The organism is Mesorhizobium sp. LHD-90, from assembly GCF_030929505.1.
Classification (GTDB): Bacteria; Pseudomonadota; Alphaproteobacteria; order Rhizobiales; family Rhizobiaceae; genus Kumtagia.
On record NZ_JAVFVV010000012.1, the window covers coordinates 41,705 to 64,741 of the forward strand.

General features: G+C 65.3%; 18 protein-coding genes and 1 tRNA gene. 7 read left to right on the plus strand and 12 right to left on the minus strand.

The annotated features are described in order from the left end of the window. Positions 1 to 58: 58 nt before the first annotated feature. The 3 genes from cysN to RB623_RS17885 all read right to left on the minus strand — a co-directional run bounded on the left by cysN (position 59) and on the right by RB623_RS17885 (position 4,798). Positions 59 to 1,999 (minus strand): sulfate adenylyltransferase subunit CysN, encoded by a 1,941-nt coding sequence (gene cysN, locus RB623_RS17875; protein WP_308058270.1) that lies wholly within the window; start codon positions 1,997 to 1,999, stop codon positions 59 to 61. Beyond that, complete coding sequence (cysD, locus tag RB623_RS17880) at positions 2,000 to 2,905, minus strand: sulfate adenylyltransferase subunit CysD (protein ID WP_308058442.1); 906 nt, start codon at positions 2,903 to 2,905, stop codon at positions 2,000 to 2,002. 252 nt (positions 2,906 to 3,157) lie between these two features. Then, the gene (locus tag RB623_RS17885) at positions 3,158 to 4,798 is read right to left on the minus strand and encodes an FAD-dependent monooxygenase (protein WP_308058271.1); all 1,641 of its coding nucleotides are present in this window, start codon (positions 4,796 to 4,798) and stop codon (positions 3,158 to 3,160) included. A 91-nt stretch (positions 4,799 to 4,889) separates the two neighbouring features. On the opposite strand from RB623_RS17885, the gene RB623_RS17890 reads away from it, so the two are divergent. Next, complete coding sequence (locus tag RB623_RS17890; RefSeq protein WP_308058272.1) at positions 4,890 to 5,081, plus strand: transcriptional regulator; 192 nt, start codon at positions 4,890 to 4,892, stop codon at positions 5,079 to 5,081. A gap of 97 nt (positions 5,082 to 5,178) precedes the next feature. Here RB623_RS17890 and RB623_RS17895 read toward each other — a convergent pair whose 3' ends face one another. After that, complete coding sequence (locus RB623_RS17895) at positions 5,179 to 5,778, minus strand: biotin transporter BioY (protein WP_308058273.1); 600 nt, start codon at positions 5,776 to 5,778, stop codon at positions 5,179 to 5,181. Between the two features lie 123 nt (positions 5,779 to 5,901). Here RB623_RS17895 and RB623_RS17900 point away from each other — a divergent pair, with 123 nt between their 5' ends. After that, positions 5,902 to 6,810, plus strand: coding sequence for an MBL fold metallo-hydrolase (locus tag RB623_RS17900; protein WP_308058274.1), 909 nt, complete (start codon positions 5,902 to 5,904; stop codon positions 6,808 to 6,810). 82 nt (positions 6,811 to 6,892) lie between these two features. Here RB623_RS17900 and RB623_RS17905 read toward each other — a convergent pair whose 3' ends face one another. After that, positions 6,893 to 8,524, minus strand: coding sequence for a fatty-acid--CoA ligase (locus RB623_RS17905; protein ID WP_308058275.1), 1,632 nt, complete (start codon positions 8,522 to 8,524; stop codon positions 6,893 to 6,895). Positions 8,525 to 8,709: 185 nt separating this feature from the next. On the opposite strand from RB623_RS17905, the gene RB623_RS17910 reads away from it, so the two are divergent. Together RB623_RS17910 and RB623_RS17915 are read left to right on the plus strand one after the other, a co-directional pair. Continuing rightward, entirely contained in the window at positions 8,710 to 9,075 is a 366-nt protein-coding gene (locus RB623_RS17910) for a hypothetical protein (protein ID WP_308058276.1), read from the plus strand. A 254-nt stretch (positions 9,076 to 9,329) separates the two neighbouring features. Continuing rightward, positions 9,330 to 9,707 carry a DUF427 domain-containing protein gene (locus tag RB623_RS17915; protein ID WP_308058277.1) on the plus strand — a complete coding sequence of 126 codons (378 nt, stop codon included), beginning with the start codon at positions 9,330 to 9,332 and terminating at the stop codon, positions 9,705 to 9,707. Between the two features lie 66 nt (positions 9,708 to 9,773). Here RB623_RS17915 and RB623_RS17920 read toward each other — a convergent pair whose 3' ends face one another. Together RB623_RS17920 and RB623_RS17925 are read right to left on the minus strand one after the other, a co-directional pair. Then, positions 9,774 to 10,853: a GSU2403 family nucleotidyltransferase fold protein gene (locus tag RB623_RS17920; RefSeq protein ID WP_308058278.1), complete on the minus strand. Its 1,080-nt coding sequence runs from the start codon at positions 10,851 to 10,853 to the stop codon at positions 9,774 to 9,776. 176 nt (positions 10,854 to 11,029) lie between these two features. Continuing rightward, positions 11,030 to 11,503 (minus strand): GNAT family acetyltransferase, encoded by a 474-nt coding sequence (locus RB623_RS17925; RefSeq protein ID WP_308058279.1) that lies wholly within the window; start codon positions 11,501 to 11,503, stop codon positions 11,030 to 11,032. Positions 11,504 to 11,645: 142 nt separating this feature from the next. On the opposite strand from RB623_RS17925, the gene RB623_RS17930 reads away from it, so the two are divergent. Beyond that, positions 11,646 to 12,344, plus strand: coding sequence for an RNA ligase family protein (locus RB623_RS17930; protein ID WP_308058280.1), 699 nt, complete (start codon positions 11,646 to 11,648; stop codon positions 12,342 to 12,344). A gap of 15 nt (positions 12,345 to 12,359) precedes the next feature. Here the strand turns inward: RB623_RS17930 and ppdK are convergent, their stop codons facing one another. Continuing rightward, positions 12,360 to 15,023, minus strand: a complete 2,664-nt coding sequence (gene ppdK, locus RB623_RS17935; protein ID WP_308058281.1) for a pyruvate, phosphate dikinase — start codon at positions 15,021 to 15,023, stop codon at positions 12,360 to 12,362. A gap of 178 nt (positions 15,024 to 15,201) precedes the next feature. Between ppdK and RB623_RS17940 the strand changes: the two genes are divergently transcribed. Together RB623_RS17940 and RB623_RS17945 are read left to right on the plus strand one after the other, a co-directional pair. Then, a complete protein-coding gene (locus RB623_RS17940; RefSeq protein ID WP_308058282.1) occupies positions 15,202 to 15,546 on the plus strand; it encodes a VOC family protein in 345 nt (114 codons plus the stop codon). Between the two features lie 254 nt (positions 15,547 to 15,800). Beyond that, positions 15,801 to 15,875: transfer RNA gene (locus RB623_RS17945), tRNA-Gln, on the plus strand. A 13-nt stretch (positions 15,876 to 15,888) separates the two neighbouring features. Here RB623_RS17945 and RB623_RS17950 read toward each other — a convergent pair. From RB623_RS17950 to smc, 4 genes are all read right to left on the minus strand, one after another. Continuing rightward, a complete protein-coding gene (locus tag RB623_RS17950; RefSeq protein WP_308058283.1) occupies positions 15,889 to 17,220 on the minus strand; it encodes an AcvB/VirJ family lysyl-phosphatidylglycerol hydrolase in 1,332 nt (443 codons plus the stop codon). A 541-nt stretch (positions 17,221 to 17,761) separates the two neighbouring features. After that, positions 17,762 to 18,544: an exodeoxyribonuclease III gene (gene xth, locus RB623_RS17955; protein WP_308058443.1), complete on the minus strand. Its 783-nt coding sequence runs from the start codon at positions 18,542 to 18,544 to the stop codon at positions 17,762 to 17,764. 78 nt (positions 18,545 to 18,622) lie between these two features. Continuing rightward, positions 18,623 to 19,237, minus strand: coding sequence for a dihydrofolate reductase family protein (locus RB623_RS17960; RefSeq protein WP_308058284.1), 615 nt, complete (start codon positions 19,235 to 19,237; stop codon positions 18,623 to 18,625). A gap of 292 nt (positions 19,238 to 19,529) precedes the next feature. After that, the gene (gene smc, locus RB623_RS17965) at positions 19,530 to 22,988 is read right to left on the minus strand and encodes a chromosome segregation protein SMC (RefSeq protein ID WP_308058285.1); all 3,459 of its coding nucleotides are present in this window, start codon (positions 22,986 to 22,988) and stop codon (positions 19,530 to 19,532) included. Between the last annotated feature and the right edge of the window lie 49 nt (positions 22,989 to 23,037).

Genomic DNA, 23,037 nt, shown 5'->3' on the forward strand with positions numbered 1-23,037 from the left:
CAAGGTGCCGACTCCAGAACGCAAGGTCAACGAAATAGTAGGGAAGTCGAGATGAAGATCAGATCCCGCCGCCATCGTCGAACTGGGTGTCGATCTCGTCGCGGCGGTCGAGCCAGCGCTCGATCTCCTCGACCATGTCCTCGGGCGCGCGGCCGAGCGTCTTCAGGTGCAACTCCGGATCGGACGGCACCTCGTATGGCGAATCGATGCCGGTGAAATTCTTGATCTCGCCGGCCAGCGCCTTGGCGTACAGCCCCTTCGGGTCGCGGCGGGCGCATTCCTCCAGCGGCGTGTCGACAAACACCTCGACGAACTCGCCGTCCTCGAACAGGGAGCGCGCCATGTCGCGCTCGGCGCGGAACGGCGAGATGAAGGAGACGACCACCATCAGGCCGGCATCGACCATCAGCTTCGCCACCTCGGCGACGCGGCGGATGTTCTCGACGCGGTCGGCATCGGAAAAGCCGAGGTCGCGGTTCAGACCGTGGCGGACATTGTCGCCGTCGAGGATATAGGTGTGGCGGCCGGCGGCGTGCAGCTTCTTCTCAAGCAGGTTGGCAACCGTCGACTTGCCCGAGCCTGAGAGGCCGGTCAGCCAGAGTGCTGCCGGCTTCTGGTTCTTGGCGGTGGCGCGCGACTTCTTGGTGACGTCGAGCGACTGCCAGTGGATGTTCTCCGCCCTTCGCAACGGATGCAGGATCATGCCGGCACCGGCCGTCGCATTGGTGATGCGGTCGATCAGGACGAAGGCGCCTGTCGTGCGGTTGGCGGCAAAGCTGTCGAAGGCGACCGGCGTCTGCAGCGCGATCTTGACCTCGCCGACCTCGTTCATGGCCAGCGATTTCGCCGGCTGATGCGCCAGGCTGTTGATGTCCAGCCGATGCTTCAGTTCGGTCACGGTGGCGCTCGCCTGGTCGGTGGCGGTGCGCACGATATAGGAGCGGCCGGGCAGCAGCGCCTGCTCGTCGAACCACACAAGCGTAGCGGCGAACTGGTCGGCGACGTCCGGCCGGGCATTGGGCGCCACCAGCATGTTGCCGCGTGACACCTCGACCTCGTCCTCCAGCAGCAGCGTAACCGCCTGCCCCTCGACGGCGCGCGGCAGGTCGCCGCCGGCGGTGACGATGCGGCGCACCCGCGACTTCTGGCCCGACTTGGCGACCACGACCTCGTCGCCGGCGGCGATCGAGCCGGATGCGACCGTGCCGGCAAAACCGCGAAAGTCGAGGTTCGGACGGTTGACGTACTGCACTGGGAAGCGGAACGGCTTTTCCGCCGCCGCTCCCTCCACGTCGACTGCCTCCAGATGCTCCAGCAGAGTGGGTCCGGAATACCAGGGTGTGTTCTGCGACCGCTGCGAGACATTGTCGCCGTAGCGCGCCGAGATCGGCACCGGGGTCACGGTGGCGAAACCCAGCCCGCGCGCGAACACCGAATAGTCCTCGACGATGCGCGAAAAAACGGCCTGGTCGAAGCCGACGAGGTCGATCTTGTTGATCGCCAGCACGATATGGCGGATGCCGAGCAGCGAGGCGATGATGGAATGCCGGCGGGTCTGCCTGAGCACGCCCTGGCGGGCATCGATCAGCACGATGGCGAGGTCGGAGGTAGAGGCGCCGGTCGCCATGTTGCGGGTGTATTGCTCGTGGCCGGGCGTGTCGGCGACGATGAATTTCCGGCGCGGCGTCGAGAAGAAACGGTAGGCGACGTCGATGGTGATGCCCTGTTCGCGCTCGGCCTCCAGCCCGTCGACCAGCAGCGCGAAATCGACCTCGTCGCCGGTGGTGCCGTGGCGCTGCGAATCGCGCTCCAACGCGGCGAGCTGGTCCTCGAATATCTGCCGCGTGTCGGAAAGCAGCCGGCCGATCAGGGTCGACTTGCCATCGTCCACGGAACCGCAGGTAAGGAAACGCAGCAGCGACTTCTGCTCGGCGATCACCGGATGCACGACCGGCTGGACGGCGATGCCGGCCAGCGCTTCAGCGTTGAGGTGGCGCATTCAGAAATATCCTTCGCGCTTCTTCTTTTCCATCGAGCCGGCTTCGTCGCGGTCGATGGCGCGGCCCTGCCGCTCGGAGGTGGCGGCGGCCAGCGTCTCGTTGACGATGCTTTCCAGGTCGGCGGCATCCGATTCGATCGCGCCGGTCAGCGGATAGCAGCCGAGCGTGCGGAACCGCACCATGCGGTTCTCTATCCTTTCGCTCGGACGCAGCTCCATGCGGTCGTCGTCCTTCAGGATCAGCATGCCGTCGCGCTCGACGACGGGCCGCTCCTTGGCGAAATAGAGCGGCACGATCGGGATATTTTCCCGCTCGATGTATTGCCAGATGTCGGCTTCGGTCCAGTTGGACAGCGGGAAGACGCGGATCGACTCGCCCGGCGCGACGCGGGTGTTGTAGATGTTCCACATTTCCGGCCGCTGGTGCTTCGGGTCCCAGGCATGCTGCGCGTTGCGGAAGGAAAAGATGCGCTCCTTGGCGCGGCTTTTTTCCTCGTCGCGGCGCGCTCCGCCGAAGGCCGCGTCGAAACCGTATTTGTCGAGCGCCTGGCGCAGCGCCACGGTCTTCATGATGTGGGTGTGGGTGTTGGAGCCATGCGTGAACGGGCCGACGCCGTCGCGCACGCCGTCCTGGTTGATGTGGACGAGCAGGTCGAAGCCGAGCTTTCGCGCCATCTCGTCGCGAAAGGCGATCATCTCGCGGAACTTCCAGGTCGTGTCGACATGCAGGAACGGGAATGGCGGCTTGGCGGGATAAAACGCCTTTACCGCGAGATGCATGAGCACGGACGAATCCTTGCCCACCGAATAGAGCATCACCGGCTTGGCGAAGGTCGCGGCGACCTCGCGAAAGATATGGATCGACTCGGCTTCGAGCCGGTCGAGATGGGAGAGTTTTGCCAGCATGGTGATCCAATTGCGTGACGGATAGGCGCGCGGTGCGACGGCCCATCCGAACAATCCGGGGTTTTCCGGAGTCTCGCAGAAAGCGCTGTCGTCTCAAGGAGATCGCTACCAAATTGGCGGCGTATCGCGGGCGGAAGTTCCGGCCAAGCGGCGAGGTGTGGAATGTCATTCCCAAAGACAGGTTCGCGCAGGCATTAGCCGGAATTAACTACCCACTGTTCATGTTCTTGCCAGCAAATTCCTATGGCCGCCTCAGTCTCTGTCCGACGCAGCAAGTCCAGGCCTGGAGAAAACCCGTTCAAGATAGCCGGCAAGGCCCGGCGAACGCCACGACGGTCCGCGCCAGCCGATGTAGCCGTCCGGCCGCACAAGGATGGCGCGGGCTTCGCTTCCAAAGGCTTCCGCGAAGCCGCCCTGACGATCCAGCAGGGTTGTCAGAAAAGGCGTGTCGGCCTGAGGCGTCCGGGTGATAGTGGCAATCCGAACCACGGGGCTCCATTCCCGGTGAAACTCCCGCGCGAAGGAAACGGCATCGTCGATATCTTCGGCCGCAACGGGGTCGGCCAATTGGATCAGCAGGACGTGTTCGGTCCCTCGCAGAACGTCGAACAGCCGCAGCGGAAAGCCAAGACCGCTTTGGCTCAATCCCTGCACATCCGGCGCGCGATCTCCCGCAACCGGGCCGGCCATTTCAGAGTCTTCGTCAGCAATGAATGGGGTACCGCGATATGAGACCAGAATCTGCGTATCGGCGAGGCGATCCGGCGCCTTGCCGCGCTCGCGCCCATAGTTTTCGCTAGCGGCCTGGGTTCGCTTGACGACATCGGCGCCGACGGGGCGGCGCTCGGCGCCGTAGCTGTCGAGCAAGTCCGGCCCGGCTACGCCTCGCACGACCAGAGCCAGCTTCCAGGCGAGATTGTAGGCGTCCTGAATGCCGGTGTTCATCCCCTGCCCGCCAGTCGGCGGATGGATGTGGGCGGCATCGCCGGCGATGAAGACACGGCCGCTGCGGTATTGCGACGCCAGCCGCATGCTGATGCGGAAGATCGAGGACCAGCGCAGGTCGGTCAGGCGCGGCTTGCCAGGCAGGAGATCGTCGGCGATGGCCTGCAGGTCGGCCAGCGACGGACCCTTCATCTCGGCCTGGATGCCGTGCTCGGTGCCGCCGGAGGGAACAAGCGACGGCGGCGCCAGCATCGAGACCCGATAGCGTCCCGGCTCGGGCAGCGGGATGGCGATGAACATGTCGGGCGGGCGGCCTTCGACCGGGCGCACCGCGCGGAACGCCATGCCATAGGGCAGGTCCCAGCCGATGTGCACGTCGCCCAGCATGAAGGGCCAGGGATAGGCTTCGCCATCGAAAGCGATTTCGAGTGCCTTGCGCACCGTGCTGTGCGCACCGTCGCAGCCCACGGCGTAGCTGAACCGCGCGCGCTCCGTGGACCCGTCGCCCCGCCGGATCGTGACCGCGACGCCCTGGTCATCCTGCTCGAGCCCGGCGAGGTCGGCGCCGCGCTCGATCTCCACGCCAAAAGTCCGGAGATGCTCCGTGAGTACCCGCTCGGTCTCGTATTGCGGCAGGCCCAGTTGCGCGAAAGGCAGCCCCAGCGGCGGCGCCATCGCGTCCTGGGCAGGCTGGTCGGCGATGACCGAACGCAGGCCGGAAATCCACAGCCCGCGCCCGATCATGGTTCGCGCGACGCCCATGTCCTCCCAGACTTCGAGCGTGCGGGGCGTCACGCCGATGGCGCGGCAATAGGGAAGCGGGCCGGGCGCGCGGTCGATCAGCCGGCAGCGCACGCCATGCCGGGCGAGTTCAGCGACCATGGTCAGGCCGACGGGGCCGGCCCCGACGACCAGGACGGCATTTTTTTGCGAGATGTCGGTCGACATGTGGTGGTCCCCCTGGCTTGCGTCAGTCACGCTTCCGAACTTTACATGATAGCGTTACTTACGGGTGACCGAGGATGGACCCGGAGACGGTATGATGGAGAACGTACGCCCCATCCGCACCGCGGCAGACTACGACTCGGCGATAGCCGAGGTGACGAAGTATTTCGAGAACGAGCCTGTCGTTGGCACGCCCGATGCGGATCGTTTCGTCCTGCTCCTCGATCTCATCGAAGCCTACGAGGACGAGCATTTTCCGATCAAGGTTCCTGATCCGCCTGCCTGAACGCCGAATAATTCGACACCGAAGAGTGCATGAACGCAAAAGGCCCGCGCGAGGCGGGCCTTGAGGTCATGTGACCGAGTGGCGGCCGGCTTGGCCGTCAGCGCTTCAGCGAGGCCGGCAGCAGCGCCCAGATGGCGGCGGGGATCGCTGCGGCAAGTGCCGCCTTGATCAGGTCCGGCACGATGAAAGGCACAAAGCCGAACTGCCAGGCCTTTTCGGCACCGATCAGGGTGGCCAGCCAGGCGGTGCCCATCGCCAGCATGATCAGGTCGGCGACGACCAGCACGCCGAACATTTTTGGCGCGCTGCGGTCCCAGCCGCGGTCGGCGGCCCAGCCGGCGATGGCCGCCATCACCACGAAGCCGGCGAGGTAGCCGCCGGTCGGGCCGACCATATAGGCGAGGCCGATGCCCTTTTCCGGCGTGCTCTGGAACACCGGCAGGCCGATCGCGCCCTGGGCGAGGTAGAGCAGCAGCGTCGCCACGGCGAGGCGGCGGCCGAAGGCGATGGCGATGAGGAAGACGGCCAAGGTCTGCAGCGACATGTCGACAGGGCCGAACACCACCTTGGTCTTGGCCGAAACGGTCAGCAGCAGCGTGCCGGCAAGCGCCAGAAAAACCTGAGTCGCGAGGCGCAGGACGCGCTGTTCGGGCAGCGCCAGCGAAACGAGCGGGCGTGCGGTGATTGCAGTTGCCATAAAAATCCCCATCCTCGAAATCGGCCGCCGGCGGGCGGGCTGTCGCTTTCCGTATATTGGCTTCCGTGTTAAGCGGCAAACCGTTTTTCGGGACCCTGTTCCGCAAGCACGGAATGCAGTCAGATGGCGTTGGAATTCGACATGCGGTTCGACCCCAGGCACGGCGAGGCGGTCGAAGTCGCCGAAAACATTGTTCGCGTCACCGCCCCAAACGCCAGCCCGTTCACCTTCCACGGCACCAACAGCTACATAATCGGCTCGCGCGAACTCGCGGTGATCGATCCCGGGCCGCCGGACGATTCGCATCTTTCGGCGCTGCTGCGGGCGATCGACGGGCGGCCGGTCAGCCATATCTTCGTCACCCACACGCACCGCGACCACTCGCCGCTGGCAAAACCGCTGGCCGAGGCGACCGGCGCGCGGCTGCTGGCCGAGGGGCCGCACCGCCCTGCCCGGCCGGTCAATGCCGGCGAGGATTATCGGCTGGACGCCAGCAACGACGTCGATTTCCGGCCCGACCGGGCGCTGGCCGACCAGGAACTGGTGGAGGGCGACGGCTGGGCGCTGCGCGCCGTGCTGACGCCGGGCCATGCCGCCAACCATGCCGCCTTCGCACTGGAGGGCACCGGCATCCTGTTTTCCGGCGACCATGTGATGGGCTGGTCGACGACGGTCGTGGCGCCGCCCGACGGGGCGATGGCCGACTACATGGCCTCGCTCGACCGCCTGCTGGAGCGCGACACCGACCGGCTGTATCTGTCCGGCCATGGCGGGGCGATCGAAAACCCCAAGACCTTCGTGCGCGGGCTGAAGACGCACCGCAAGATGCGGGAACGCGCCATTCTCGAGCGCATCGTGCAGGGCGACCGACGCATTCCCGACATCGTCAAGGCGATCTATCGCGACACCGACCCGCGCCTGTTCGGCGCGGCCGGCATGTCGGTGCTGGCGCATCTGGAGGACCTGGCGGCGCGCGGCGCGATCGCGACGGACGGTCCGCCGGCATTCGACGGCGAATTCCGGCCGGGCTGACATTATCGGCTACTCGTCGTGACGGTCCGCGCCGCCCCTCATCGCCCTGCCGGGCACTTCTCCCCGCAAGAACGGGACGCCATCACACGTCGGTCGGCAGCCGGTAATCCTTGAACTGCTCGCGCAAGGTGATCTTCTGGATCTTGCCGGTCGCCGTGTGCGGAATCTCGGCGACGAAGGCGACGTCGTCCGGCATCCACCATTTCGCGCATTTTCCCTGCATGAAGGAAAGGATGTCCTCCTTGGCCGGCTCCTTGCCGGGTTTTCGCACGATCACCAGCAGCGGCCGCTCGTCCCATTTGGCATGGTGGATGCCGATCACGGCAGCCTCGGCGACATCGGGATGCCCGACCGCGAGATTCTCCAGGTCGATGCTCGATATCCATTCGCCACCGGACTTGATGACGTCCTTGGCCCGGTCGGTGATCTGCATGTAGCCATGGGCGTCGATATGAGCGACATCGCCGGTGTCAAACCAGCCGTCGGTGTCGAACTGTTCCTCGCTGGCGCCGCCGTAATAGGCGCCGGCAACCGCCGGGCCGCGCACCTTCAGCCGCCCAAAGGTCTTGCCGTCCCAGGGATGCTCGCGATTGTCGTCGTCGGTGACCTTCATCTCGACGCCGAAGGGCGCATAACCCTGCTTCTGCTGGATGCCGAGGCGAGCCTCGCCTTCGAGCCCGTCATATTCCGGCTTCATGGTGCAGAGCGTGCCGAGCGGCGACATCTCGGTCATGCCCCAGGCGTGGATGACCTCGACATCGTAGTCGTTCTGGAATTTTTCAGTGATGGCGCGTGGGCAAGCGGAGCCGCCGATGACCACTCTTTTGAGATAGGGCAGCTTCTTTCGCGTCTGCTCGAGATGCTGAAGCAGCATGAGCCAGACGGTCGGGACGGCGGCGGTGAAGGAGACCTGCTCTGAATCCAGCAACTCGTAGATCGAAGCGCCGTCCATCTTGCCGCCGGGCATCACCATCTTGGTACCGACCATCGGACAGCTCTGCGCCAGGCCCCAGGCATTGGCATGGAACATCGGCACCACCGGCAGCACCGTGTCGCGTGTGGAAATGCCCATGGAATCCGGCATCGCGGCGATCATCGCGTGCAGCACGTTGGAACGGTGGCTGTAGACCACACCCTTGGGATCGCCGGTCGTGCCGGAGGTGTAACACATGCCGGCGGCAGTGTTTTCATCGAAACTTTTCCAAGAAAAATCGCCGTCGGCCTCGGCCAGCCATTCCTCATACGGAACCGCGTTGGGCAGCGAAGTCTGCGGCATGTGGGCCCGGTCGGTCAGCACCACGACCTTCTTCACCGATGTCACGCTCGGGCAGTATTTCTCGACGATCGGCAAAAAAGTCAGGTCGACGAAGAGAAGCCTGTCCTCGGCGTGATTCATGATCCAGACGATCTGATCCGGGAAAAGCCGGGGGTTGAGCGTATGATAGATCGCCCCGACGCCCATGATGCCGTACCAGACTTCCAGGTGGCGCGCCGTGTTCCAGGCCAGCGTGGCGATGCGGTCGCCGAGGCCGAAACCGTCGCGTTCGAGACGTTGCGCGACCTTGAGCGCCCTTTCCCGCACTCCGGACCAGGTGGTGCGCACGATCGGCCCCTCCACCGAGCGGGAGACGATCTCGCGTTGCCCGTGCTGGGCGGCGGCATAGTCGAGAATCTTGTGGCAAAGCAGCGGCCACGGCTGCATGAGACCGAGCATCGACGTTCCTCCCTTTTGTTCTTGCTGCGAATTTTGGGTTGAAGGCGGCGCGATGTCCAGAGCCCGCAGCCTCATACCAAAGGCTTCCATGACCTTCGGTAAGCCGGCAGCGTCACATTCCGGCCAATGTCCGCGCCAAGCATGGGAACGGGCGGGAGTATCAGTAGGCAAGCGCGAGGTTTGTCATGGACGCGCAGAAACCTGTCGAGAAACTCGACGCAGCGGTCGACGAGGAAACGGCGGAGCAGGACCTGCCGGCTGCCGAGGCGGCCGCCGTCAGCGACGAACGTTTCGAGGAAATCGTGTCGGAGGCGCTCGACGGCGTCGACGGAACCATGCTGTTCAAAATGCGCCTCGATGCGGAAGGCAACGGCGAGCACGTCGCGGCGGCCTCGGTCGGCGAAGGCGAAGCACGCCACTTCCTGATCCTGTCGCTGCCGGTCTCCGGCGGCGAGTTGCGTGTCGAGCCGGCGGCCGACAGCAAGAACCCGGTGGCCGGGATCGCCGCATCCTATGCCGGGCTGGCGGAGGTTTTTGCAGCGGCGGCTTAGGGTCTGTCGATATCCAAGCCATGGCGGTCTGCAAATGGCGGCTTTCTGCGCTTCCGGTGTAGCAGAACGTACACTCCGTTCCGGTTCTCAGAATCCGCCATATTCGACTCGCCCCAATCCGAATCTCTACAGACCCTAGACGCTCAACGATTGCCGAGCCGCTGCAGGCTCCTGCCAACTTGCCCTTGCGACCACTCGAAAATACCCCACATCAGGCGTTCGGCTGCGCGACGCGAGATCGAAGGGATTTTCAGATGAGCTCCAATCCAGCCCCCGGCTTTGCCAAGAACCCATCAAAGATCATCACCATCGAGCCGCACGAGGGCACGGTCAGCGTCAGCGCCGGCGGCGTCGAGATCGCCCGGTCGTCGCACGCAAAGGTGCTGACCGAGACGCCCTACCCGCCGGTGCTCTACATTCCTTTCGCCGACATCGATTTCGCGAAACTGTCGAAGGCCGAGCATTCGACGCATTGCCCCTACAAGGGCGACGCCAGCTACTGGAGTGTCAAGCCAGCGGGCGGGGAAGGCGAGAACGCCATGTGGGCCTATGAAGCGCCCTATGACGAAACCATCGCCATCAAGGACCACGGCGCCTTCTATCCTAACAAGGTGCAGATAAAGGTTCGGTGACGGCTGCGTCGCGAGTGGATCGGCGCTCCAACGTCGCGACGCGTGCGCGCCCGGCCGCGTTGTTCTTTATGCAAATCCGATGGCGGCCGGGCTGGCAGCGAGGCGAGGAGCTGCCTTCGCCACGGCTTCCGTGAGCACGTCCGCGGCCTGCGGCGCCAGCATCATTTTTCCCCGGGTCAATGCCTCCTGCCATTTCGACCCGCGCTGCCAGGCTTCGATCCAGACGTCGGTCAGTTCCAACGCATGGAACGGGGCGAGAGCCTCGATCAGAAACGCGGCCTGGCCGATGTCCTTGGCGATCTTCTCGCGATCCTTGCGGCGCGTCGCCACGATCAGTTTATGCACTGCATAACGTTCGGGCGCCGGCACGGTGACCGATACGCCGCCGCCATAAAGCAGCACGGAGCGGACGGGGCCGCGGATGAGAAAATCCAGGAAACGCAGCGGCTGCGCCGCGGCGCCACCCAGCGCCGGCATCCGCGTCAGATCGCCCTGATAATCGTCCGAGCCGCGATTGGGAACGAGGAACTCGACCCTGTAACCCTTCGCATTGACGAAAGCCGATGTCTTGCCACCGCCCTGCAGGCTGGGAACAGGACGGAATGTCGGATCGATTTCCGTCATCTGATCGAGGACATTTTCCATCGTGTCCGCGATGGCCACCGATATTCCGTGGTCCTGGGCAAGGTCCACGTCGCCCGTCTGGAGGAACCTGTCGGGACGCGCGCCGACAAGACCCGGATAGGTCTGGAAGGCAATGGTTCCGACCAACACGCCGCGCAGCCGGAAAAAGCCTCCCCTGGCGAGCCTGTCGACGATCGCGCCCGTCATGCCGTCTGGCTCGGGCAGACCGGCGGCGCGCAACATGCGGACGGCTTCGAGGCGGGTCTTGAAGGCTGTCTTGGTTCGATCGAACGCAATCGCCCTTGCTGAAATCTCCGGATCCGATGCCGGCCCGACATATTTTCTGGTCTTTTCGCCGGTCAGCGTATCGTAGCCGCTGTAATACCAGTATTCCCGACCCCGGATCAGCCGTTTCGAGAAGCTTCCATTGGCAGGGTAATCGGCATCGAATGCCGCATCGATCACTCGTTGATTGAGATCTGCAAAAACCGTTTGCGTCGCTTGATCGAGATGGTCAACCATCTACGTTATCCGAAAAATTCGATTTTCGGATAACGTATTACAAACTCAATCTCCTTGCAATATCAATGTTATCCGAAAGCCGTCGTTTTCAGGTAACTGCGGGATGATGGCAAAGGCCGCGGCGTCGAGGAGAGCCGGGCAAGGCGATGAGGGGCGTCAACGCCCGGTCCGTCCCCCTATTCCGCCGGCCGCCGCGTTGCCGTATCGCCGCGGGCACCGAACCGCTGGAATATCGCCAGGCCGACCGTCATCGCCACGCCGACCAGAAGCAGCAGCACCGGATAGACCAAAAGCTTGATGTCGTCCTGCGTGGTCTTGAAGACCAGCATGAGGCCCTCCAGAAAAATGGCGATGGAGATGATGGCGATGAACTTCGGGAAATTCTCGCGAAAACCGGACGCCGCATCGTGGCGGCCCATCACCTCCTCGTCGATCAGATGTTTCGCGACATCGATGATGGCGATGGCGATGACGACATAGCCGATCGAGTCGATGATGGTGTAGCCGAAGTCGCCCGAGGCGAGCACCGTCGGCAGCGCAACGAAGGCCGCGCCGACCTGATAGGCGGCAAAACCCATCAGCGACGCCGCGAGCACGATCAGGAAACCCGCCGCCGCGACCGCGAAAAGAAATCGGCTGAACCGCGCCATCTTTGCCCGCCTCGGCCGCTCCCCCCCGAAGCCGCCCACCGGGCGTATGTTGCGCATCCGATGCGAACTGCCAAGAGGGCGGGCATGCTTGAAACCGAGCAATCGTCGACGGAAAAATCCTTGTCTCCGCCGCGGAAAAGTTATGGTCAGGCGCTTGGCCCTTGCAAAGCCTGTTTCGGAAAGCCCAGAACTGGCCAGCCCAAGCTTGGACGCCGTGCGGATGAAAAAAAAATATGGACGAACCTATCACCTGCCGATTTCGCCGGGCGCCACCAGCGACGACAAGGTGATGCAGAGCATCGACGCTCTGATCGCCAGCGAGTTGGTCGTCACGGAAAAGATGGATGGCGAGAACACGACCATCCATCGGCAGGGAAACCATGCCCGCAGCCTGGACAGCCGCTATCATCCTTCGCGTGACTGGCTGAAAGCCTTTGCGGCCGGAATATCGACGCAACTATCCCAGGACGAGCGCGTGGTCGGCGAATACCTGTTTGCCCGGCATTCCGTCGGCTATGACTGCCTGCCATCCTACTTCCTGGGTTTCGCGTGGATTGTCGGCGAGATCGTTCAATCGTGGGACGACACGACCGAACGTTTTGCTGACCTGGGCATCACGCCGGTGCCCATTCTTTTTCGCGGTGCCTATCGCCCCCGACTATTCGAGGAACTGGCCAAATCGCTCGATCTTCGCCAGCAGGAGGGTTTTGTAGTGCGAGACGCCGGCGCGTTCGCGGAAAGCGACATGCCGGCGCGGGTGGGTAAATATGTGAGGGAAGGCCACGTCCAGAGCGGCACGCACTGGATGAAGGCAGAGGTGGTCAGAAACGGACTGGCTTGAGTTGCCGGCCCGTCCTCACTTCTTCCCCACCGCCGCCTGCGCCGCGGCCAATCTCGCGATCGGCACGCGGAAGGGCGAGCAGGAGACATAATCCAGCCCGACCGTCTCGCAGAAATGGATCGAGGCCGGGTCGCCGCCATGTTCGCCGCAGATGCCGAGTTTTATGCCGGGGCGGGTCGCCCTGCCCTTTTCCGCCGCCATCTGCACCAGCGCGCCGACGCCGTCGACATCGATCGACACGAACGGATCTTGCTCGACGATGCCTTTCTGGCGGTAGCTCTCCAGGAACATCGAGGCGTCGTCGCGCGAAATGCCGAAGGTGGTCTGCGTTAAATCGTTAGTGCCGAAGGAGAAGAACTCGGCGCTCTCGGCGATCACACCGGCGCGGATGGCGGCGCGCGGCAGTTCGATCATCGTGCCGCTGAGATAGTCGATGGTCTTGCCGGTCTCCTGCATGACGGCTTGCGCCACCGCGTCGATGCGCGCCTTGACGAAATCCAGCTCGGTCTTGAGCCCGACCAGCGGCACCATGACCTCCGGCACCACCGGATTGCCGGTCTTTTCGGCTGCCTCCACGGCCGCCTGGAAAATGGCGCGCGCCTGCATCTCGGCGATCTCGGGATAGGAGATGGCCAGCCGGCAGCCGCGATGGCCGAGCATCGGGTTGAACTCATGCAACGCCTCGGTGCGTTGGCGCAGCTTTTCGGCCGGCACCTTCAGCACCGCCGCCACCTCCTCGAATTCCTTCTCGGTCTTGGGCAGGAATTCGTGCAGCGGCGGGTCGAGCAGGCGGATGGTGACGGGAAGTCCGGCCATGATCTCGAACAGTTCGACGAAGTCGGAGCGCTGCATGGGTAAGAGCTTGTCCAGCGCGGCGCGGCGGCCCTTCTCGTTGTCGGCCAAGATCATCTCGCGCATGGCGACGATGCGGTCGCCATCGAAGAACATGTGCTCGGTGCGGCAGAGCCCGATGCCTTCGGCGCCGAAGGAACGCGCCATGCGGGCGTCCGCCGGCGTTTCGGCATTGGTGCGCACCTTCATGCGGCGCGCCTTGTCGGCCCATTCCATGATCGCGGCGAAGTCGCCGGAAAGCTCCGGCTGCAGCATCGCCACCGAGCCCTTGAGCACCTGGCCGGTGCCCCCGTCTATGGTGACGATTTCGCCCTTCTTCAGTGTGTTCCCCATGGCGACGAGCGTGCCCTGGCGATAGTCGACACGCAGCGTGCCGGCGCCGGACACGCAGGGTTTGCCCATGCCGCGCGCCACCACCGCGGCGTGGCTGGTCATGCCGCCGCGCGTGGTGAGAATGCCCTCGGCGGCATGCATGCCGTGAATGTCCTCCGGGCTGGTCTCGACCCGAACCAGGATGACCTTGCGGCCGGCCTTCTTCGCATCCTCGGCCTCGGCGGAGGAAAATACGATCTCGCCGGTGGCGGCACCCGGCGAGGCGGGTAGCCCCATGCCGATGACGTTGCGTTCCGCCTTGGGATCGATGGTCGGATGCAGCAACTGGTCGAGCGAGGCCGGGTCGATGCGCGCCACCGCTTCCTTTTGCGAAATCAGCCCTTCATTCGCCATGTCGACCGCGACCTTCAGCGCCGCCTTGGCGGTGCGTTTTCCGGAGCGGGTCTGCAGCATCCACAGTTTGCCGCGCTCTATGGTGAATTCGAGGTCCTGCATGTCGCGATAGTGCTTTTCCAGCCGCTCGCAGATTTTCGTGAAGTCGGAAAATGCTGCCGGCATCAGCTTTTGCAGCGACGGGCGGTCCGAGCCGGCGGCGATGCGTGCCTTCTCGGTGATGTTTTGGGGCGTGCGGATGCCAGCCACCACGTCTTCGCCCTGGGCGTTGACCAAAAACTCGCCATAGAGCGCCTTCTCGCCTGTCGATGGATTGCGGGTGAAGGCGACACCGGTGGCAGAGGTCTCGCCCATATTGCCGAACACCATGGCCTGCACGTTCACCGCCGTGCCCCAGTTTTGGGGAATGTCGTGCAGGCGGCGATAGGTGATGGCGCGCGCATTCATCCAGCTCGAGAAGACGCCGCCGATGGCGCCCCACAGTTGCTCGTCCGGGTCCTGCGGAAACGGCTTTCCGAGTTCCTCCTCGACCTTGGCCTTGTACAGCGCGATCACGCCCTGCCAGTCCTTCGCGGAGAATTCGGTGTCGAGCTCGTAGCCGAGGCGGGCCTTTTCGTCCTCCAGGATTTCCTCGAAGTTCTCGTGGTCGAGGCCGAGCACGACGTTGCAATACATCTGGATGAAACGCCGGAAGCTGTCATAAGCGAAGCGGGCATCGCCGGACTCTTTCGCCAGTGCCTCCACGGTTACATCGTTGAGTCCGAGATTGAGCACCGTGTCCATCATGCCGGGCATGGACGCGCGCGCACCCGAGCGAACGGAAACCAGCAGCAGGTTTTCAGGATCGCCGAATCGCTTGCCGGCGATCTTTCCCACCTCGGCCAGCGCGGCCTTCACCTGCGCTTTCAGCTCGCCGGGATGGCTGTTGCCGTTGGCATAGAAAAAATTGCAGGCTTCCGTCGTGATGGTGAAGCCGGGCGGAACGGGCAGGCCGAGGCTGCACATTTCGGCGAGATTGGCGCCCTTGCCGCCGAGCAGGTTTCTGTCGCCCGAGCGGCCTTCCGCTGCGCCGTCGCCGAAGGTGTAAACCCACTTGGTCATGCTCGTTCCTCGCCTCGACCGCCGGCCTTTCCGGCAGCGATATTGTGGTGCAGTGCGAAAGACAAGTGCACAAAGGCCGGTGGAAAGCCTACAATCGATTAGAAGCTCCAATGGTTTCGCGGCTTGCAATCCGGCTGTCGAGGATATAGAACATATCAGGAACATACAGGGGCATGCGATGAAACGGACGGGAAAGCTCGACTATCTCGAAATGCCGGCCTCGCGCGGCACGCTGGACAGCGTGAAGGCCTTCTACAGCGCGGCCTTCTCGTGGTCGTTCACCGACTACGGGCCGACCTATTCGGCTTTCGACGAGGGACTTGAAGGCGGTTTCCAAGCCGACAGCGCCGAGGCCGTGCAAAAACCGCTGCCGGTGCTTTATTCGGAGTCGCTTGAGGAGACGCTGGAAGCTGTCGAGGCCGCGGGCGGAAAGATCGTCAAGCCGATCTTTTCCTTCCCCGGTGGCCGGCGGTTCCATTTCGTCGACCCCGGCGGGAACGAACTGGCGGTGTGGGGAGAGTAGCGAACATCGCCCCCTCACCCGCCCTTAGCTTCGCTCGGGGCGACCTCTCCCCGTTGAGGAGAGGAGGTCGTCAGCGGCAGCGCTCCAGCCTTCGCCCATCAGGGATTGGCGCAGCCGGCGGCAAACCTCCTCTCCCCAGCGGAGAGAGGGTGGCCGAGCGAAGCGGAGGCCGGTGAGGGGCGGCTGCGATACCTGATTGCGCTTCACCGGCACTCTGCCTATAAGGCGGCGTTCGCGGCGCTTGCGCCGGCTGTTGGGGCGTCGCCAAGTGGTAAGGCATCGGTTTTTGGTACCGACATTCCCAGGTTCGAATCCTGGCGCCCCAGCCACTCGTGGCCAGAACTAATTTCTCATCCGATCCAGAAACTGCTGCCCTAGCGCCTCGTAGTTGCCGTCGAAATGCCGGCCGCCGGAGGTTTTGATCACAGTCGTCTCCTTCAGCGCCGGATCGGGACAGGCGCTGCCGACCTCGTCCTCGCCATGGACGCATATGACGCTGGCGGCGGGAAGCGCGGCGATCGCCGGCACGATCCGGTAGCCGACGTCGTCGATGCCGAGCCAGCCCGAAATGGTGACCTGGAAGGAGGTCGTCTGTCCCGGCGCCATCAGCGCGATCAGCTTCGTGCGTTCCTGTAGCAGTTTCGGCAGCAGCGGATAGGCGAACGGAATGGTGTCGGCGCCGAAGGAATAGCCGATCAGCATGACGGGCAATTTCTGGTCTGGATCGGCCCGCCGCAGCATGCCGGAAATGTCGGCGGCGAGTTCCTGCGGCGTGCGCTTGGTCCAAAAATAGTGCAGCGCGTCGAGCCCGACGACATGCACGCCCTGGGCGGCAAGCCATTCGCCGATGGTCTTGTCGAGATCGCGCCAGCCGCCGTCGCCGGAGACCAGCACGGCCACTGCCTTCGAAGGGCCCTGGACCGGCAGGTCGATGGCCGGCAGGCCGCCGAGCGGTCTTGCGGCGCCGGCGATCTGCGCGACCGCGCCGGCGATCTGTACCGGCTCGCCGCCGTCGTCGAGGGCGTCTATGGTCAGGTTCTGCCGCGCCTGGGCACGGTTCAATACGGCGTCCACCGTCTCGGACGGCACGAAAAGATGTGCGGGGCCGGGCACGTCGATGTCGAAACCGTAGCTGTAGCCACCGTCCTCGCGTTTCTTCGAGGAGGCGCCCGGGCAGAAGGGCAGTTTCAGGTCCAGCCGGTTGGTGAAACCGGAGGCGACCGCGCCGCCCAGCGTGTTGGCCGGTGAGTCGGCCAGCGCGGCATAGGCGAAGGTGGCTCCCTGCCCCGATCCGACGACGATCGGCGGCAGATAGGCCTGGATGCCAAGCAGCCGCTGCGCTGCCTTGGCGAGATCGGTGATCTCGCCGACGACGGAGAGACACTCGCCGGTGTCGGCGTCGAGCTTTTCGGCATAGCGCGCGAGGTCGACGGCGAGCACCACGTCGCCCTGCGCTTGCAGCGCATCGACCGCCGCGTCGTCCGAGGCCTTCCAGCCGGAGCGGTCGGACAGGTATACGACCACCGCCTCCGGCGTGCCGCGCGGAACGGCGATCGGCACATTTTCCAACCGTCCGGCCGAGACCGTGGGCGCCGCCGGCGCGGCCATCCCGGCAACCGCCGGTGCGGCCAGCAGCAAGCCGGCGCAGAGGACGGGCAGGACAAAAATCGTCATCGCTTGAATATCCTGATCCGGTTGCCGCATATGGGGTCCGCCGCGCTGCCAGCACGCGCAGCGGCGCGAGCCGTTCGCACAGGCAAGGCATCACGGCGTCCAGGCCGACCCGGGCGGTCCCGGTCAGCCCTGCCGGCCGCAATTGCGAGCCAGAAGCTGAAGCCTTCGATGGTGGTTTTCACATGACGGAATGATAGTTCCGAAAAGCGCCCGAGCAAGACACGATCGCTTCAGGACCGCGCGGGAGTGAGGCGGGCATAGAGAGCATTTCCGGGCAAATCCGGGTCAGCTCTGTTTCTCCGATGGCGAGGCGATCCGCCAGGAGAGGCGCGAAGGTCGTGGCGGCGCCACGGCCGAGCGTGCCGACGCAGCGGGCGCCCGCCAGCGGGAAACCCTTCGGGCCGGGTGCATTTGACCCAAATCCGTCGGCTCCGGCTCGGCCGTATCACCGATACGACCTTCGCCGAAACCCTCGACCTTGGGCCAAATGCCCTCCGGCAGAGCGACCCGGATTTACCCGGAAATGCTCTATACAGCACGATCAGGCCTGCCCCGCCCCAAGCACCACCCATGCCGGCGCGTGATCGCTCGCGTCCTCGAGGCCGCGCGCCTCCCGATCGACGCCTGCCGCCACCAAGCGGCCGGCAAGGTCGGGCGACAGCAGCAGGTGGTCGAGGCGCAGCCCGGCGTCACGCGCCCAGCGGTTCCGCTTGTAGTCCCAGAAAGTATAGATGCGCTGTTCGGAGTGCAGGGCGCGGATCGCGTCGGTCCAACTTCGGCCCACCAGTTTGCGGAAGGCGGCACGGCTCTCCGGCTGGACCAGTGCGTCTTCGTCCCATGAATTCGTCGGATAGATGTCGAGCTCCGTCGGCGCGACGTTGAAATCGCCGGCAAGCACGATGGGCGCCCCGGTCCGCCGCAGCCGCGTGGCGTGAAGGCGCAGCCGCTCAAGCCAAGCGAGCTTGTAGTCGAATTTCGGACCGGGCCGCGGATTGCCGTTGGGAGCATAGACGCAGGCGATCAGAATGCCGCCGACTGCCGCCTCGATGTAGCGGCTCTGCAGATCGGCGTCGTCGCCCGGAAGCGCGGTGCGGGTCAGCACCGGCTCGGCGGCGCCCGCCAGAATTGCAACGCCGTTCCAGGTCCTCTGCCCTAGCCACACGGCGCCATAGCCGGCTTGCGCCAGCTTGGAAGCCGGAAAGTCGCGGTCCAGGCACTTGAGTTCCTGGAGGCAGACGACATCCGGCTGCCTCGCCCGCAGCCAGGCGAGAAGATTGGCGAGGCGCCGATTGACGTTGTTGATGTTGTAAGTGGCGATCAGCATGGCGCCCATATGGAGCGACGGACGGCCTGAGGACAGTTCCGCCGCCGCCTGATCGCAGGCGGCGGCCGTGGCAAACACTCATTCCAGCGCGAAAGAACCCTGCTTGACCTCGCCGTCGCGGACATAGGTGCCGATCACCACGCCGGTAGTCGAGACCTTGCTGTCGACGAGCTTCATGGCGCCGGAGAGCGAGCCCTCGCCGAACAAGCGCTTGCCGCCGCCGAGCACGACCGGGAATGTCCAGAGCTTGTATTCGTCGATCAGGTCGTTCTTGAGCAGGGCCTGGACGAACTGGCTGCTGCCCTGGATGAGCAGATCGGGACCGTCTTGCTGCTTCAGCTTGGCGACGCCGGCGACGGCATCCTCGCCGAGCCATTCGGAATTCTTCCACGACAGCGTCGTGGGCGACGATGTGGCGACGTATTTGGTGATGGCGTTGAATTTTTTCCCGATCGGATCGTCCTCCGGGACGCGCGGCCAGTGGGCTGCGAAGATGTCGTAGGTTCTTCGTCCGAGCAGCAGGTCGAAGGGCTTGCCGAACGATTCGTCCATGACTTTGCCCATCATCTCGTCCCAGTAGTGGAAGGTCCAGCCGCCGAAGCGGAAGCCGCCGTCGGTGTCTTCCTCCGGGCCGCCCGGCGCCTGCATGACGCCGTCGATGCTGAGGAAGGTGGCGGCGATGACTTTTCTCATGATCTTTCTCCTCACGTGTTTCGACCATTCGCATGGTTCCGAAGACGGCAAGCCTGGATTGTTCCGCCGCTGTCATAGCGGCGAAGATTCCGCTCAATGTCCCGAAGGCATGTATCGAATGAAGTCGGCCTAAGGACGGCCGGGGCCCCAACATCCCGACATCGGCAGCCAGAAATTTTCCAGAAGCGACATCGAAGGCATCGCGCCAGGGGACCGTTTAGTTTGTTTCGGCAGCAGGGTCGGAGCGGCCCAGACGTCGCGCTAGCCGAAAAAAGTAAACTGTCCCCAGCACTTAGACCGCCTCGCGCAGTTGCTCGGCGGTCTGCAGGTCGACGGAAACCAGCGTGCTCACGCCCTGCTCAGCCATGGTGACGCCGAACAGCCGGTTCATGCGCGCCATGGTGATCGGATTGTGGGTGATGATCACGAAACGCGTCTCGGTGGTGCGCGCCATCTCGTCCATCAGGTTGCAGAAACGCTCGACATTGTGGTCGTCCAGCGGCGCGTCTACCTCGTCAAGCACGCAGATCGGCGCGGGATTGGTGAGGAAGACGGCAAAGATCAGCGCCATCGCCGTCAGCGCCTGCTCGCCGCCGGAGAGCAGCGTCATGGTCTGCGGCTTCTTGCCCGGCGGGCGGGCGAGGATTTCCAGGCCGGCCTCCAGCGGGTCTTCGGATTCGATCAGTTGCAATTCGGCGGTGCCGCCGCCGAACAGATGGGTGAACAGCCGCTTGAACTGCTCGTTGACGACGTCGAACGCGGCGAGCAGGCGCTCACGGCCCTCGCGGTTGAGGCTCTGGATCGCCTGCCGCAGTTTCCGGATCGCCTCGATCACGTCCTCGCGCTCGGAGACGATGGTTTCGAGCCGTTCCGAAAGCTCGCGCTGCTCTTCCTCGGCACGCAAATTGACCGCCCCCAGACGCTCACGTTCTACCTTGAGGCGATCAAGTTGGCGCTCGACCTCGGCGATGTCGGGCAGCGGGGCGTCGGGCTCGAGGCCGGTCAGGCGCAGGACCAGATGCGGCGGCGTGTTCAGCGCCTCCTGGATGCGCTCTTCGATCTCGCGGCGGCGGTCATCCGCAGCGGTCAGGCGTTCCTCGGCGCGGCCACGCCCCTCGCGCGCCGACGCCAGCGCCTGGATCGCGTCGGTAGCGGCCTTGTCGAGCGCGACCTGTTTGGTCTCGGCAAGTTGAAGGGCATCGGACGCCTGCTTGCGCGCCTCGTCGGCCTTTGAGAGTTCCGAGAGCAGCGCGCGGCGGCGCTGGTCGATTTCGTCGGGCGCGTCGGCGATCTTCTGGCGTTCCGCGTCCGCCTCGGCGCGCCGGTCCGCCAGCGCCTTGATCTGGAAGTCGGCGTTTTCGGCGCGGTTCTTCCAGGTCGCGCGCTCCGTGGCGATCGCCTCCAGCCGGCGGGTGCGGGCGGCGGCCTCGCGCTTGAGGCCGTCGAAGGTCGCGCGCGCATCGGCAACGGCGGCGCGCTCGCGCGACACGGCCTGCGTCGCTTGCTCGAGTTTCGCCTGCAAGGCGGAAACATCAGGCGCGGCGGCGCGACGGGCCTGCGCTTCGGCGACGGCTGTCTCGGCTTCCGAAAGGTCGGCGCCGACACGCGCCTGCGCCTCGTCAAGCGCGGCGCGGCGCGCCGACAGTTCGCCGGCGGCACGTTCGGCCCGCGCCAGCGCGTCGCGCGCCTCGCCGACCAGGCGCTGGGCATTGCGCCACGCGTCGCGCGCCTGGCGCTCGGCATCGACCCTTGCTTTCACGGCCGCCTCGGCGGCGGCGAGTGCTGCTTCCGTCGTCTTGACCCGCTCGGCGGCTTGCCGCGCCTCGACCTCCAGTTCGAGCAACCGGTTCTTCTGAGCTAGCCGCTGCGCGGCGGCGGTCGGCGCATCGGCGCCGGCGACAAAGCCATCCCACCTCCACAAGGCACCTTTCCGGCTCACCAGCCGCTGGCCGGGTTTCAGCAGAGGCTGAAGACGCGCGCCGTCGGCGTCCTCGACGATGCCGATCTGCCCCAGCCGCCGCGCCAGTTGCGGCGGGGCACGCACGACGCTCGCTAGGCTGGCGATGCCTCGCGGCAGGACGGGATCGTCGGCCGCAACCGCGCTGTCGCCCCAATGCGCCGGCGCGCTTCGGTCGATCGGCGCGTCGAGATCCTCGCCGAGCGCCGCCCCCAGCGCCGTCTCGTAACCGCGGTCGACGCCGATCTGCTCCAGCACGGCCGGAAAAAGCCCGCCGCCGCCAGCATTGAGGATTTTGGCCAGCGTACGCGCCTCGGTCTCGATGCGGGCGAGCGCGGCGCGCGCCTCCTGCACCGGCGGACGCGCGGCGGTCTCGGCCGTGCGGGCCTGGCCGACGGCGGCCTCGGAAGCGCCGGCCGCCTTCTCGGTCGCGTCGGCGGCGGCCATGGCCGCGTCCACCAGACGACGCTTTTCGACCGGGTCGGCCAAGGCGCCGATCTTGGCAGCGATATCGGCCGCCTCGCGGGATATCTCGGAGAGCTGGCGGGCAAACCGGTCGCGGCGCTCGGTGTTTTCGCGCAGCGCGCGCTCGATCTGGCCGATCGCCGCCGTCGCCTCGGCGCGTTCGGCAGTCAACGCGGCGAACGCCGCCTCGCCTGCGGCGAGCACGGTGGCGGCGCGGTCGAGCGCCGCCTGCTTTTCCGCCTCGCGCTCGCCGGCGCCGGCATCCTCGGCCTTCAGCGCAGTTTCCTCCGAACCGAGACGGGCGAGCACGTCGGCATTGTCGCGGATCATCCGCTCCTCGCGGGCGATGTCGCCTGCCAGTTGCTCCAGCCGCCGCGACAGCTCGGTCTGGCGGGCGCGCACCCGCTCGCCCTCCTCGTCGAGTTGGGTGCGGGCGATCGACAGGCGCTGGAACGTCGCGGCGGCGACCGCCGAGGCATCGCGCAGCGCCGGCAGATGATGGGCGCCAACGGCTTGAACTTTCGCAGCCTCCATCTGCTGGGCCGCGCGTTCGCCGACCAGCGAGGTGGCAACGGCAAGCGCCGACTTTGCTTCGCCTTCCTGCGCCTTGGCCGCCGTCCAGCGCAGGTGAAGCAGCGTGGCTTCCGCCTTGCGGATGTCGGCGGATAGATTCTTGAAGCGCGCCGCTTGGCGCGCCTGGCGCTTCAGGCTCTCGATCTGGCCTTCCAATTCGCCGACCACGTCGTCCAGCCGCTCCAGATTCTGCTCGGCGGCGCGCAGCCGCAATTCGGCCTCGTGGCGGCGGGTGTGCAGGCCGGAAATGCCTGCGGCCTCCTCCAGCAGGGCGCGGCGGGCCTGCGGCTTCGCCTGGATCAGCTCGCCGATGCGGCCCTGCCCGACCATGGACGGCGAGCGCGCGCCGGTCGACTGGTCGGCGAACAGGAGCTGCACGTCGCGCGCGCGCGCCTCCTTGCCGTTGATGCGGTAGACGGAGCCGGCCTCGCGCTCGATACGGCGCGACACCTGCAACTCGTCGGCGTCGTTGAACGGCGACGGCGCGGTGCGGTCCAAATTGTCGAGGAACAGCGTGACTTCGGCGGTGTTGCGCGCCGGCCTTGTGCCGGAACCGGAGAAGATGACGTCGTCCATGCCGGACGCGCGCATGTTCTTGTAGGAGCTTTCGCCCATCACCCAGCGCAGCGCCTCGACCAGATTCGACTTGCCGCAGCCGTTCGGCCCGACGATGCCGGTCAGGCCGCGCTCGATGACGAATTCGCCGGGCTCGACGAAGGACTTGAAGCCGAGAAGGCGAAGACGGTTGAATTTCATGCGCACGCCTCATGGCGCGCGCAAGGGTTGCGTCCGGCAGGCGCCGGGC

Excerpts from the sequence above, each read along its gene's own strand:
- RB623_RS17900 (WP_308058274.1), top strand. The coding sequence starts at position 5,902 with ATGGCGTTGGAATTCGACATGCGGTTCGACCCCAGGCACGGCGAGGCG.
- RB623_RS17930 (WP_308058280.1), top strand. The coding sequence starts at position 11,646 with ATGGTCAGGCGCTTGGCCCTTGCAAAGCCTGTTTCGGAAAGCCCAGAA.
- RB623_RS17940 (WP_308058282.1), top strand. The coding sequence starts at position 15,202 with ATGAAACGGACGGGAAAGCTCGACTATCTCGAAATGCCGGCCTCGCGC.
- RB623_RS17915 (WP_308058277.1), top strand. The coding sequence starts at position 9,330 with ATGAGCTCCAATCCAGCCCCCGGCTTTGCCAAGAACCCATCAAAGATC.
- RB623_RS17960 (WP_308058284.1), bottom strand. The coding sequence starts at position 19,237 with ATGAGAAAAGTCATCGCCGCCACCTTCCTCAGCATCGACGGCGTCATG.
- cysD (WP_308058442.1), bottom strand. The coding sequence starts at position 2,905 with ATGCTGGCAAAACTCTCCCATCTCGACCGGCTCGAAGCCGAGTCGATC.
- ppdK (WP_308058281.1), bottom strand. The coding sequence starts at position 15,023 with ATGACCAAGTGGGTTTACACCTTCGGCGACGGCGCAGCGGAAGGCCGC.
- smc (WP_308058285.1), bottom strand. The coding sequence starts at position 22,988 with ATGAAATTCAACCGTCTTCGCCTTCTCGGCTTCAAGTCCTTCGTCGAG.
- cysN (WP_308058270.1), bottom strand. The coding sequence starts at position 1,999 with ATGCGCCACCTCAACGCTGAAGCGCTGGCCGGCATCGCCGTCCAGCCG.
- RB623_RS17895 (WP_308058273.1), bottom strand. The coding sequence starts at position 5,778 with ATGGCAACTGCAATCACCGCACGCCCGCTCGTTTCGCTGGCGCTGCCC.
- RB623_RS17925 (WP_308058279.1), bottom strand. The coding sequence starts at position 11,503 with ATGGCGCGGTTCAGCCGATTTCTTTTCGCGGTCGCGGCGGCGGGTTTC.
- RB623_RS17920 (WP_308058278.1), bottom strand. The coding sequence starts at position 10,853 with ATGGTTGACCATCTCGATCAAGCGACGCAAACGGTTTTTGCAGATCTC.
- RB623_RS17885 (WP_308058271.1), bottom strand. The coding sequence starts at position 4,798 with ATGTCGACCGACATCTCGCAAAAAAATGCCGTCCTGGTCGTCGGGGCC.
- RB623_RS17910 (WP_308058276.1), top strand. The coding sequence starts at position 8,710 with ATGGACGCGCAGAAACCTGTCGAGAAACTCGACGCAGCGGTCGACGAG.
- RB623_RS17905 (WP_308058275.1), bottom strand. The coding sequence starts at position 8,524 with ATGCTCGGTCTCATGCAGCCGTGGCCGCTGCTTTGCCACAAGATTCTC.
- RB623_RS17890 (WP_308058272.1), top strand. The coding sequence starts at position 4,890 with ATGATGGAGAACGTACGCCCCATCCGCACCGCGGCAGACTACGACTCG.
- xth (WP_308058443.1), bottom strand. The coding sequence starts at position 18,544 with ATGCTGATCGCCACTTACAACATCAACAACGTCAATCGGCGCCTCGCC.
- RB623_RS17950 (WP_308058283.1), bottom strand. The coding sequence starts at position 17,220 with ATGACGATTTTTGTCCTGCCCGTCCTCTGCGCCGGCTTGCTGCTGGCC.